Below are 11,598 nucleotides of genomic sequence, written 5' to 3' on the forward strand. Positions count from 1 at the left end.
CGGTCGGGCGAAGCAGCCGCCTCGTCGAGGCGCCTAGTCCGATGTCTCGGCCGCTTCCAACACGGCGTCCACGATCCCCTGATACCCGGTGCAGCGGCAGATGTTGCCCGACAGAGCTTCTCGTACCCCTTCCTCGGTCAGAGGCTTCTGCTTGTCGGTGTCACGGATCAATTCCAGCGCGGATACCAGGAACCCAGGGGTGCAGAACCCGCACTGCAGCCCACGTTGCTTGGCAAAACACTCCCGCAGTCGCGGCGCTTCCTCGAACTCGTCCAGGCCCTCGACAGTGGTGACGCTCCGTCCGTCCACCTGCGCGGCCAACGTCAGGCACGCGCGCGCACTGCGTCCGTCGATGAACACCGAGCAGGCCCCACAGACCCCGTGCTCACACCCGAGATGTGTTCCGGTCAAGCCGAGTTCGTCGCGAAGAAAGTCCGCCAGCATCATTCGCGGCGGCACGGAACGCTCGAACACCTTGCCATTCACTCTCACCGAGATCTGCACGGTTGTCATGCCATCTCCCGTTCGTGCGTCAATCTCCCCGAGGCCACCGTCATCGCCTCCTCCAACGCCACGGCACAGAGCCGCTTCGAGTACGCCACGTCGTCGGTTGACGGTTCGGTCTGCGCAGCCCACTCGGCGGCCAGATGTTCCCAGAGCGCAGCTGACGGCTGCTCCCCGACAGCTCCGGTGAACAACAATGGCCGATCAGCGGCGTTGAGCACCGCGGCCCGCAGCCCCGCGACTCTCCCGGCGGTGTCCAGTGTCAACACCGCACCCGCGCCTGCCATGCCGTAATCGCCGTGCTGATGGGCATATTCGACAAATCCCCAACTCTGCTCCGGCTTGATCGCGGGCAGTGAGATCCACGTGATCATCTCGTCGGGTTCGAGCGAGTTGGTGTAGAAGGACACAAACATGTCCTCGGCGGCCACCTCCCGGCGCCCTCGGGCCGCCGACTCGACGTGACAGGTTGCGCCCAACACCAGTGCAGCCAACGGCATCTCGGCGGCCGGGTCGGCGTGCGCGATGGAGCCGCCGATAGTGCCGCGGTTGCGGATGCCGACGTGGCCGATGTAACCAGCGGCATCTGCCAACAGTGGTGTGCGCGCGGCGATCAGCGGATCGGTCTCCACCGTCCGGTGCGTCACCATGGCGCCGAGGATCAAGTCATCGGTGTCGTCGAAGATGCGGGTGAGCTCGGGCAGGCCGCCGAGGTCGATCACTGCGCCCGGCCGGGCCAGGCGAAGATTCATCAGCGTCAGCAGCGACTGCCCACCCGCCAGCATTTTCGCATCCGGTTGCCCGGCAAGCAGTTCCAGAGCCTGCGCCACGGTTTCGGGGCGATGATAAGAGAACTCCGCCGGTTTCATGCGATCGCCCTGGCAGCGTCGAGTTCCCGGCACAGCGCGCCGGTGTTGATGGGGGTGGCGGTCACGTGGAATCCCGTGCCCAGTGCGTCGTCGACCGCACTGGCCACCGCGGCGTAGACGGCGATGGTGCCGCTCTCCCCCGCACCGCGCACACCGATCGGGTTGACTGGGGTGTCGACGTGCAGATGCCGCACCGCCACGCGCGGCATATCGGTGGACAGCGGCAGATGGTAGGCCGCGAATGTCGTCGACAACGGTTGTCCGGCAGGCGAGTAGCTCCACTGCTCGAACAGTGCGCCGCCCACACCCTGGGCCACACCGCCCACCACCTGGCCTTCGACCACCTTGGGATTGATCTCACGCCCACCCTCGTGTGCCACCGCGTATCGCAGCACGGTGACGATGCCGGTGCGCCGATGCACCCCGAGGATGACGGCGTGCACACCCATGGTCCAGGTCACCGTCGGCGGACGGAAGACCGCTGTCACATCCAGGGCGCCGCCGCCTTCCATACCGCCACCCACGGCCTGCGACTGCGCGAGCTCACGCCAGCCGATGCTGCGGTCACCGGCGGTGAACACTCCGCGGGCGTAGCCGACTCCCGACGACACCCCGAGTACCGCTGCGGCCCGGACGGTGGCCAGCTCGACGAGTTCGCCTGCCGCCTGGTGGATTGCCGAGCCGGACAGGATGGCTGACCGGCTGGCGAAGGTACCCACCCCTTCGGGTAGCCGCTCGGTGTCGGCGGGCACGTAGCGCACCATGTCCAGCGGCACCGCCAACGCGTCGGCGGCCACCTGGGCAAAGACGGTTTCGTGCGCCTGCCCGGCACTGGCAGCTCCCGAGGTGACTTCGAACTCGCCGCTGTGCAGTACCCGGATGCGGGCGGTCTCGTGCGGGCCGCGACCGGTGGCCTCGAGGTAACTCGACAGCCCGTATCCGATGGCGTGATCCGGGTATTCGGCGGCCATCAGTTCCACCTCCGACGGCGGCAGTTCGTCCATGACCGATTCCAGACAGGCGAGGTAGTCGGCGCCGTCGTAGACGACGGGCACCCCGTCGCGGTACGGAATGGGCCGCGAATAGGGCAGATCCGCGTCGGTCAGCAGATTGCGCCGCCGGATCTCGGCGGTGCTGATACCGAGTTCGGCTGCCGCGGCGTCGAGGCTGCGCTCGAGAGCGAACGTCGCTTCGGGTCGGCCTGCGCCGCGGTACTGAGCCACCAGGGTCTTGTTGGTGAGCGCAGCGCGACCCGAGATATGGGCGGCGGGAACGCGGTACGGCCCCAACAGGTGGATCGCGGTGTTGGCGACGATGCCGGCCACCCACAAGCTGCCCGCGCCGATGTCGACCAGGAAGTGGTCCTCCCAGGCCATGATGTGTCCGTCGCTGTCGACGGCGAGCCGGGTGCGGTGCAGCTGATCGCGGCCCTGTGCGCTGGCCGCGAGGTGTTCCTGACGGTCCTCCACCCAGATCACGGCGTAGCCGGTCTGCCGGGCCAGCACCGCCATCACGATCTCTTCGCTGTACACGTTGGCTTTGGTGCCGAAGCCTCCGCCGACGTCGGGCACCACGACCTTGACCTCGTGGGTGGCCCAACCGGTGACCCCACAGATGGCCTTGCGCACCATGTGGGGTACCTGGGTGGAGGTAGCGAGCTCGAGTTGACCTCGGCGCGAGTCGAACTCGGCACGCACACCTCGGCACTCCAGCGGAATCGCACCGTGCCGACCCATCCGGTAGGTACCCGTGACAACCCGGTGCGCCGCGTCCATGGCCGCGTCGGGATCACCGAACGAGTACTCCAGGCTGGCCGCCTCGTTGGTGGACAGATGGTCGAACAGCACCGGGCTGTCCGGGGTCAGTGCATGTTCGACGTCGGTGACCACGGGCAGGGGCGCGTACTGCACCTCCACTGCCTCCAGGGCGTCCTCGGCCCGGTAGCGATCCTCGGCGATCACCACCGCTATCGGCTGGCCTACGTAGTGCACCCGGTCGGCGGCCAGGATCGGCAGGCGCTGCTCGGCCAGCACACAGTTGGTGGCATCGCTGAACTCGGCCTCTGGACGGGTGAGCAACGGGATCGGTACACCGTCGAGACCCAGATCGGCCGCGGTGAACACCCCCAGCACACCCGGCATCTGGCTTGCGCGGGTACCGTCGATCCGCTCGATGCGGGCATGGGCCTCGCTGGAGCGGACGAACACCACGTGGTGTGCACCGGCGGCCTGATCGGCGAGGAACTGCCCGCGCCCGGCGAGCAGCCGCTGGTCTTCACGCCGTGGTATCGACTGGCCGATGTATCCGTCCGACTGCCCACTCAATGGATTCGTTTCTCCCACTGCCACAATGCAATCGAGATCACGAACGACACGGTGATCAACAGCAGGATCGTGGCGACCATCGATGGATACTCGCCATGACTGTAGGACTGCAGCACCACCCGCCCCAACCCGCGCCTGGTGGCGAAGAACTCCGAGAGCACCACACCCACCACCGCCAGGCTGACCGCCAGCCGGATACCGGTGAGCAGCGGACGCCGGATCGCCGGGAAGATGATGTACACCAGCCGCTGCCAGGCATTTGCCTGCACCGACTTGGCCAGTTTCCAATAGACCTTGGGGATCTCCTGCACGCCGGTGGAGACGTTGATCAGCACCGGGAACAGCGCGAACAGCACGCCCATCACCACTTTGGAACCCGACAGCGAGAAGATAGGGAGCAGAACGGGATACAGCACGATCTTCGGAATGCCGTTGAGCATGATCAGCGTCGGCTCGAAGATCAGCCGCAGCTTCTCCGACAGACCCAGCAGCAAGCCCAGGCCGCCGCCGATGGCGGTGCCGATGACGAATGCCAGCACCACAGACTGCGCGGTGACCTGCATGTCGAACAGGTAGGCCGAGTTCGTCAGGTTCTGCAGCAGCACGGTGATGGTGGCTGCCGGCGACGGGATGACGAACGTCAGTCCGGAGACGATCTCCCAGATCAAGACCATCACCGCGGCCAAGGCCACGGACCCGAAGAGCTGGCCGCCGAGGAAGGTGCGGACGCGGCGGGAGGCGAGTGACGGTGGCGCTACCGCGGATGTCACAGGTTCCGTCCTTTCAGCAGCACCCGCTCGAGCAGTGCCAGGAGCACAGTGAGCAGACACGAGAACATCAGCACGACGACGATGTAGGCGAACATCGCTGTGTTGTCGAAGGTTTCATAGAGATACCGGATGCGGTAGCCCAGACCTGCCTGCGCGGTGGTGAACTCCATGGCGATGGTGCCGATCAGGGCGTACACCACGGCCAGCCGCAGGCCGGCGACGATGAACGGACCTGCCGCCGGGATGGCGACGGAGAACAAGACCTGGCGTGGTGAGGCGTTCAGTGAGCGCGCCAGCTTCATGTACACCGGCCGCATGCCCTTGAGACCGACGGTGGTGTTCAGTGCCATCGGGATGGCCGCCATGATGGTGGCCAGGATGATCACCGACATGGCATTGATACCGACGAGCACGATCATCACCGGGTAGAACAGCACCAGCGGCACCGCGTAGAACGACACCAGGTACGGCTCGAAGATCCGGCCGATGTAGGGCAGCTTCCAGAACGTCAGGCCCGCGGCCAGGCCCGCCACGGCGCCGAACACCAGCGACACGGCCACCTCCACGCCCGTGCGTGCGGCGTCATCCCAGAACTGGGGCAGCGCCATCTGGGTGGCCAGCTCGGCGAAAACGGTTGACGGAGCGGGTAACACACTCTCGTTCCACAGACCGGCGCGCACCCCGATCTCGCAGACCGCGATGAACGCCACGATCAGCCCGACGGTGGACAGTGCGCTCAGCGCGCCCTTGCTGATCCCGCGCTTGCGCGGCGCCGGTGCGGGCTGGTGCGCCGGCAACGTCTCGGCCGGGAGGTCGTCGGTAGCGACGTACGAGGAGGTCATGTCGCGGCGGTCTCCTGTTGCTTGAACCCGCGCATGGATTCGGCCTGCAGCGAACTCCAGATCCGGTTGTGCAGATCGTTGAACTGCGGCGTGGAGACCACGCTGGCATCGCGGTTCTCGGGCAGGTCGATGTCGACCACATCGATGATGGTGCCCGGGCGGTACGACATCACCCAGACCTGTTGCGACAACAGGATCGCCTCGGAGATGTCGTGGGTGACGAAGACGATGGTCTGGTTGGTGCGTGCCCAGATCTGGCGTACCTCGGCGCCGAGGAACAGTCGGGTCTGCTGATCGAGTGCCGCGAACGGCTCGTCCATCAGCACCACCTCCGGCTGCACCGCCAGCGTGCGGGCCAGGGCCACCCGCTGGCGCATACCGCCGGACAACTGCGATGGGTAGGACTTCTCGAAGCCGGCCAGCCCCACCAGATCGATGGCGTCCTTGGCCCGCTTGCGCTGCTCGGCCTTGTCGACGCCGATCATCTGCATGGCGAACCGGACGTTCTCCTCGACGGTGCGCCACGGCAACGTCGAATCCTCCTGGAAGACAACACCGATCTTCGGGTCGGGTCCGGTGACCGGTTTACCCGCCACGCTGACCGATCCGGAGGACGCCTTCTGCAACCCGGCGATCACCGCGAGCAGTGTCGACTTACCGCAGCCGCTGGGGCCGACGATCGACACGAAACTGGCGTGTGGCACCTGTTGGGTGACGTTCTTGACAGCGGTCACGGTGGCCGCCGCGGTCTCGAAGACAACGGATACGTCGTCCATCTGAATGCCTTGCGGCTGCATGCTTTTCTCCGATCATCGGCGATGCGATCAGGCTGGGGACAGCCGCGTCACAGGGTGGCGCGGGCGTCCTCGGGCAGGTACTGCTGGTCCAGCACGGTGGCCCAGTCGATTGGCTCGGTGATCTGACCGGCACCGACCATCAGGTTGGAGAGATTCTCCAGACCGTCCTTGTCGACCGTCAGCGAGTACCCCTTGGCCAGGTCCGGGGTGGCTGCCAGCGATGCTTTCATGACCTCTTCGCTGACGCCGACCAGCGGGGCAATCTCGGCGGCGGCGGCGTCCGGCTCGGCGACCACCCATTCGTTGAGGCGGTCAGCCACCTCGAAGAAGGCCTTGAGGTTGTCCGGGTTGGCTTCGGCGTAGTCGTTGTTGACCGCCACCAGATCGGCGGGCAGATCGCCCAGGATGTCGCGGGCGTTGACCAGAACCTCGGCGTTCTCCTCGGCTTCCTTGGCCGCGATGAACGGCTGCATGGCCCAGCCCGCGGTGATCTGGTCGGCCTTGGCGGCGGTCCAGTTGTCACCCATGCCGCCGACTGCCTGGGCCCGCACACCGAGATCCTTTTCCAGTCCCTTTACCAGCAGCTCGGTGGACGAACCCGCGGAGCTGAAGCCGAGCACCGAGTTGTTGTCCAGGGTGCGTCCCGGCGGGGCGATCCAGGCGAAGTCGTTGAGCTGGAACCACGGCGCGATGACCGTCAGGTTGGAGCTGGGCTGCTGAGCGGCCAGCAGGACCGAGGTGTTTCCGGCGATGGCCATATCGGCGTCGCCGCTGGTGACCACACGCAGCGTGTTGCCGCCACCGCCGCCGGAGAACAGGTCGACCTCCAGGCCCTTCTCCTCGAACCAGCCCTTGTCGATACCCACCTGCAGGATCGCCATGAAAGGCAGGCTGTCGACGCCGGTGGCCGAGATGCTCAAGGTCTTGTCACCGCTGCCTTCGGCGGCGGTCTCCGGGCCGGCGGACTCGTCGGCACACGCGGCGGTACCAATGGTGAGCACCGCAGCCAGACCTGCCACGGCACATTTCCTGACGAACGACATTTCAGAACCTCCAGGGTGAATTCTTGTGTTCAACTATCCGGCTCGTCGCGAGCCGCATTTGCGGTTTCGCCGTCGTTGGCGACTGATCAACCGCGCGATTTCCAGTCCGACCGCGACACCGGTCATCGCTGCCGCGGCCGTCAAATTTGTTGGCGCAGTGCTGCTGTCGTGTGTGGCAGACTGCGGTGCCGCCACCGCATCCACTGCGGGCTGGGCCGGTGACCCGTCTGCGGGGGTCAACGCACGTTTCAGCGCCGGCGGTGCGCCGGGCACACCACTGCCAGGAGAGGGAAACGACGCGCCGGCAGACATCGCTACAGGCCCGCGACAATGTCCGCGAAGGTGCGGATGGTCGTCTCTTTGCTCTGGCCGGGCCGCACGAACGGCACGATCGACACCTGGTTGACGCCCAGGGACTCGATCTCCTTCAACCGCTGTGCACATTCATCAGGGGTTCCCGCCAAAGCGAACAAGTCCACCAGTTCGTCGGGCACCAGATCGGCATGCGAGGCCTCGGTGTCCATGTGGTGGTAATAGTCGTACGACTCGCGGATGCGGTTGATGGCGGCCTCCAGCGCCGGGTCCACCTTGGCGGGCAGCGGCCGGATGGCCACGCGAGAAACGTGCGCGCGCACCAGATCCCGCGCCTCGGTGCGGTCCGGGCCGATGGCCGTCGGCGTCCACAGCACGATGTGCAGATCATCGAGCGTGCGTCCGCTCTCCTTGGCGCCCTTCTCGATGGTGGCCAGGGCGGCTTCGATGAAATGTGGTGCGGTGCCGACCAGGACGATCACACCGTCGGCGATGCGGCCCGACATCTGCAGAATCTTCGGTGCCGATGCCGCGATGTAGATCGGGATGTTCATGGGCTCGGTGAGGTAGTTGAGGTGGTATTCGGCCCCGCTGTTGGGCTCGACCGCCTTTTCCCCACGGAACAGGGTGCGCAGTTGGCTGATCGACTCTTCCAGCTCGGCCAGCTTCTGCGGCTTGAGACCCATGGTTCGCAACGAGGAATCACCGGTGCCGATGCCCAAAGCCACACGGCCACCGGTGTATTCGGCCAGGGTGGCCCAGGACGAGGCGAGCAGCGACGGGTGGCGGGTCACTGCGTTGGTGACGCCGGTACCGAAGATCACCCGCTCGGTGCCCACTGCCGCGGCACCCATGACCGTCGACGACTCGCGCCAGATGTTCTGCGAGTCACCGATCCACACATTGTCATAACCCAGGGATTCACACAGATGGACGTAATCGCGCATCGCCCCCACCGGTTCGGTGGGGAAGAGTCCGATTCCTTTACTCAGCACCTGGTGCAGCCTTTCTTGCCATCTTTCATGCCACTGTCGGGGACCTGATCCAGCCTGTCCGACTGCCCGATGGCTGATACTGTATATCGGATCCAATCGCCTCGCAGCGTAACTGCACGATTCCCTTCACCGCGCCGAAACCCACAGGTCATCGAGGAGACAGCCATGCAGCTGATCAACGAATTCACCGTCGACGCATCGCTGGAGTCGGCCTGGACGGCTCTCACCGACATCCCCCGGATGGCGTCGTGCATCCCCGGTGCGGAGATCGACGCGGTGGACGGCAGCAACTACGACGGCCGGGTGGCCGTGAAGGTGGGTCCCGTCGGTCTCACGTTGCAGGGTTCGGCGGTGCTGGTGAGCCAGGACGACGACGCCCACACCATGGTGGTGCGCGGCGCCGCCAAGGACCGCAAGGGACAGGGCTCGGCCGAGGCCACCATCTCCATCGCGGCACATGCCGACGCCGGGCGCACCGCGGTGGTGGTGACCACCGACCTCGACCTCGGTGGCCGTATCGCCCAGTTCGGCAGCGGAGTGATCTCCCAGGTCAGCGGACGCATCATCAAGCAATTCGTGAGCCGACTGAACATCATGATCAGCACCGGCGACAACCCCGCGGATACCGCGGCGCCGACGTCCGCCCCGACCGCCCTGCCGGCGGCCATCGCCGAGCGAGGGGCACTGGTGCAGGTGGGCGCCACCATGCTGGCCGGCATCGCGCTGGGCCTCGCCGTAGGGCGGGCCGTCTACACCACCCGCTGACGCAGCCGGCAACCGCGACTCAGCCGCCAACCGCAACGACGAGTTCGAGTTCCACGCACGCTTGCCCTGGCAGGGACGCAACCCCGATCGCGGTGCGCGCATGCGCGCCGACCTCGCTGCCGAACACGGCCAACAACAGCTCTGAAGCGCCGTCGATGACACCGGGCTGGCTGTCGAAATCCGGCACGGCCCGCACGTAGCCCCGCAGGTGCAGCACGGCGTTCACCGCGTCCAGCCCCACAGCCGCGTCGATGGCGCCCAGGAGATTCAGCGCGGCGATGCCCGCCTGTTCCCTGGCCTGGGCCGCTGTCACGTCGTCACCGACCACACCCCGCAGCCCGGGACCCGCCACGGTGCGGGCGGTGGCACCCGAAACCCAGAGCTGACCGCCGTGCAGTCGGGCCGGAAAGTAGGCCCCTTGGGCGCCGGTGACGGTGGGACCTCGATGCCGAGTTGGCTGAGCCTGTTGTACGGCGAGGTCAAGAAGCTGACCCCTGCTCCGATCCGAGGACGGCCTTGAGGTGCTCGATCGAGTGCGAGCGGTGCTGGCTGTTGAGCGCGACGGCTCGGTCCACATCACCGGCGACCATCGCATCGGTGATCAGAACGTGCTCGCAGTTCACCTTTTCGAGATCCATCAGATCCGAGTACAGCGGACGATACGGGTCGGCCATGTTCCACAGCTGATTGACTATGCGCTTGGTGCGGGACAGTTCGCTCTGCTCGAAGGTCAGATAGTGGAACCGCCGGTTCGCGACGCCGACGGCAACCAGATCACCGTCTGCACCCGCACGGTCCATCTCGTCCATCAGCATGCGCATCTCGTCGATGATCCCCGGAGCCACCGGGATCCGCATGGAGTCGCGGATCAGTTCCTCTTCCAACAGCGTTCTGAGCCGGAAGACCTCGGTGAGTTCTTTCAGACCCAGCTTGACCACGCGATAGCCGCTGTGCGGCTCATAGGTCACATACTCTTCGGCTTCGAGGCTTTTGAGTGCCTCGCGGATCGGAATACGGGACATTCCAAGCTGTTCGGCCAGCGCCTCCTGCACGATGGGAGTCCCTGGAGCCAACCGGCCGGAGGTGATGTCGTTGCGCAGCAATTCGACAACCGCCTGCTGGGCCGTCTTGGGCCGGACGAACCCCGATCTGGGCTCGTGCGCCTGCCTGGCACGTGTCGGCACGGCGACCCCCTTTCTCAAGCAATTGGATACTCTATGCGATAACCGGTCAGGGCGGTGCGTCGAAGCCAGCAAAGACGCAATGGAGAGCTCCAACCACCGCTTCCCGGGGTCAATAGGATCAGGGCCGACCATCGCTAGTTCGCGACTCTGAGGAGAACACGTGACCACTTCGACACCGATGCAGCTCGGAATGGTGGGGTTGGGCAGGATGGGCGCCAACCTCGTCCGCCGCCTCATGGCCGACGGGCATCGATGCGTGGGCTACGACGTGAACCCCACTGCGGTGGAAAGGCTGGCCGGCGAAGGCGCCGCCACGGCGACCTCACTCGAGGACTTCGTGAGCAAGCTGGAAACACCCCGCGCCATCTGGCTTATGCTGCCCGCCGCCATAGTCGACCGAACCCTCGATGCGCTCGTTCCCCTGCTGGCACCTGACGACATCGTGATCGACGGCGGCAACTCTTACTACCGCGACGACATCACCCGGGCTCACAAGCTCGCCGACAACAGCATCCACTACGTCGACTGCGGCACCAGTGGCGGAGTGTGGGGTCTGGAGCGCGGCTACAGCCTGATGATCGGCGGCGAACCCGAAGTGGTGGACCGGCTGGGCCCCATCTTCAAGTCGATCGCCCCCGGCGCCGCCAGTGCCACCCCGACCCCCAACCGGAAGCCCGGTGTCGGCACTGCCCAGGACGGGTACCTGCACTGCGGCCCGAGCGGAGCCGGCCACTTCGTGAAGATGGTCCACAACGGAGTCGAGTACGGGATGATGGCGGCTATCGCCGAAGGGCTGAGCATCATCAAACATGCGAATGCCGGCACGGTCGACCGGCACATCGACGCCGAGACCACCCCGTTGCGCGACCCGTGGGCATATCAGTACGACATCAATGTCGGAGAGGTCGCCGAAGTGTGGCGGCGCGGCTCCGTGGTCGGTTCATGGCTGGTGGACCTGATCGCCGACGCGCTCGCCTGCTCACCCGATCTGGAGCAGTACTCGGGCCAGGTGTCCGACTCCGGCGAGGGGCGCTGGACCGTGCTGGCGGCCGTCGATGAAGGCGTTCCAGCGCCTGTCATCACCGCCGCACTCAACCAACGGTTCGAATCGCGTCAGCTCGGGCACTTCACCGACCAGGTCCTCTCAGCCATGCGCTCCGAGTTCGGTGGGCATGCGGAAAAGTCGAGCTGAC

The 11,598-nt window shown here is 66.0% G+C and carries 12 protein-coding genes; 2 read left to right on the forward strand and 10 right to left on the reverse strand.

Features of this window, described 5'->3' with window-relative positions:
• Positions 1 to 33: 33 nt before the first annotated feature.
• From BVC93_RS07200 to BVC93_RS07240, 8 genes are all read right to left on the reverse strand, one after another.
• Positions 34 to 513: a (2Fe-2S)-binding protein gene (locus BVC93_RS07200; RefSeq protein ID WP_083736565.1), complete on the reverse strand. Its 480-nt coding sequence runs from the start codon at positions 511 to 513 to the stop codon at positions 34 to 36.
• Complete coding sequence (locus tag BVC93_RS07205; protein WP_083736566.1) at positions 510 to 1,373, reverse strand: FAD binding domain-containing protein; 864 nt, start codon at positions 1,371 to 1,373, stop codon at positions 510 to 512. Before BVC93_RS07205 ends, BVC93_RS07200 begins: the two co-directional genes overlap by 4 nt.
• The gene (locus BVC93_RS07210) at positions 1,370 to 3,697 is read right to left on the reverse strand and encodes a xanthine dehydrogenase family protein molybdopterin-binding subunit (protein ID WP_083736567.1); all 2,328 of its coding nucleotides are present in this window, start codon (positions 3,695 to 3,697) and stop codon (positions 1,370 to 1,372) included. Before BVC93_RS07210 ends, BVC93_RS07205 begins: the two co-directional genes overlap by 4 nt.
• Positions 3,694 to 4,467, reverse strand: a complete 774-nt coding sequence (locus BVC93_RS07215) for an ABC transporter permease (protein ID WP_236950276.1) — start codon at positions 4,465 to 4,467, stop codon at positions 3,694 to 3,696. Before BVC93_RS07215 ends, BVC93_RS07210 begins: the two co-directional genes overlap by 4 nt.
• Positions 4,464 to 5,309: an ABC transporter permease gene (locus BVC93_RS07220; RefSeq protein WP_083736568.1), complete on the reverse strand. Its 846-nt coding sequence runs from the start codon at positions 5,307 to 5,309 to the stop codon at positions 4,464 to 4,466. The genes BVC93_RS07215 and BVC93_RS07220 overlap by 4 nt, the downstream gene beginning before the upstream one ends.
• Positions 5,306 to 6,085: an ABC transporter ATP-binding protein gene (locus tag BVC93_RS07225; protein WP_236950277.1), complete on the reverse strand. Its 780-nt coding sequence runs from the start codon at positions 6,083 to 6,085 to the stop codon at positions 5,306 to 5,308. Before BVC93_RS07225 ends, BVC93_RS07220 begins: the two co-directional genes overlap by 4 nt.
• Positions 6,086 to 6,153: 68 nt before the next feature.
• On the reverse strand, positions 6,154 to 7,149 hold the full coding sequence (locus BVC93_RS07230) for an ABC transporter substrate-binding protein (RefSeq protein WP_083736570.1): 996 nt from the start codon (positions 7,147 to 7,149) through the stop codon (positions 6,154 to 6,156).
• Positions 7,150 to 7,463: 314 nt separating this feature from the next.
• Complete coding sequence (locus tag BVC93_RS07240) at positions 7,464 to 8,456, reverse strand: LLM class flavin-dependent oxidoreductase (protein WP_236950278.1); 993 nt, start codon at positions 8,454 to 8,456, stop codon at positions 7,464 to 7,466.
• A 165-nt stretch (positions 8,457 to 8,621) separates the two neighbouring features.
• Between BVC93_RS07240 and BVC93_RS07245 the strand changes: the two genes are divergently transcribed.
• Positions 8,622 to 9,221, forward strand: a complete 600-nt coding sequence (locus BVC93_RS07245) for an SRPBCC family protein (RefSeq protein WP_083736573.1) — start codon at positions 8,622 to 8,624, stop codon at positions 9,219 to 9,221.
• Between the two features lie 19 nt (positions 9,222 to 9,240).
• Here the strand turns inward: BVC93_RS07245 and BVC93_RS07250 are convergent, their stop codons facing one another.
• Positions 9,241 to 9,816 (reverse strand): RidA family protein, encoded by a 576-nt coding sequence (locus BVC93_RS07250; protein WP_335583122.1) that lies wholly within the window; start codon positions 9,814 to 9,816, stop codon positions 9,241 to 9,243.
• A complete protein-coding gene (locus tag BVC93_RS07255; protein ID WP_236950280.1) occupies positions 9,701 to 10,405 on the reverse strand; it encodes a GntR family transcriptional regulator in 705 nt (234 codons plus the stop codon). Before BVC93_RS07255 ends, BVC93_RS07250 begins: the two co-directional genes overlap by 116 nt.
• Before the next feature lie 178 nt (positions 10,406 to 10,583).
• On the opposite strand from BVC93_RS07255, the gene gnd reads away from it, so the two are divergent.
• Entirely contained in the window at positions 10,584 to 11,597 is a 1,014-nt protein-coding gene (gene gnd, locus BVC93_RS07260; protein WP_192860361.1) for a phosphogluconate dehydrogenase (NAD(+)-dependent, decarboxylating), read from the forward strand.
• Position 11,598: the final 1 nt, after the last annotated feature.

Origin of the sequence: Mycobacterium sp. MS1601, from assembly GCF_001984215.1 — a bacterium.
Lineage (GTDB): Bacteria > Actinomycetota > Actinomycetes > Mycobacteriales > Mycobacteriaceae > Mycobacterium.

Bases quoted from the DNA above. Each gene is read 5' to 3' on its own strand.
- gnd (WP_192860361.1), top strand. From the start codon at position 10,584: ATGCAGCTCGGAATGGTGGGGTTGGGCAGGATGGGCGCCAACCTCGTC.
- BVC93_RS07250 (WP_335583122.1), bottom strand. From the start codon at position 9,816: ATGCGATGGTCGCCGGTGATGTGGACCGAGCCGTCGCGCTCAACAGCC.
- BVC93_RS07200 (WP_083736565.1), bottom strand. From the start codon at position 513: ATGACAACCGTGCAGATCTCGGTGAGAGTGAATGGCAAGGTGTTCGAG.
- BVC93_RS07245 (WP_083736573.1), top strand. From the start codon at position 8,622: ATGCAGCTGATCAACGAATTCACCGTCGACGCATCGCTGGAGTCGGCC.
- BVC93_RS07225 (WP_236950277.1), bottom strand. From the start codon at position 6,085: ATGGACGACGTATCCGTTGTCTTCGAGACCGCGGCGGCCACCGTGACC.
- BVC93_RS07220 (WP_083736568.1), bottom strand. From the start codon at position 5,309: ATGACCTCCTCGTACGTCGCTACCGACGACCTCCCGGCCGAGACGTTG.
- BVC93_RS07230 (WP_083736570.1), bottom strand. From the start codon at position 7,149: ATGTCGTTCGTCAGGAAATGTGCCGTGGCAGGTCTGGCTGCGGTGCTC.
- BVC93_RS07205 (WP_083736566.1), bottom strand. From the start codon at position 1,373: ATGAAACCGGCGGAGTTCTCTTATCATCGCCCCGAAACCGTGGCGCAG.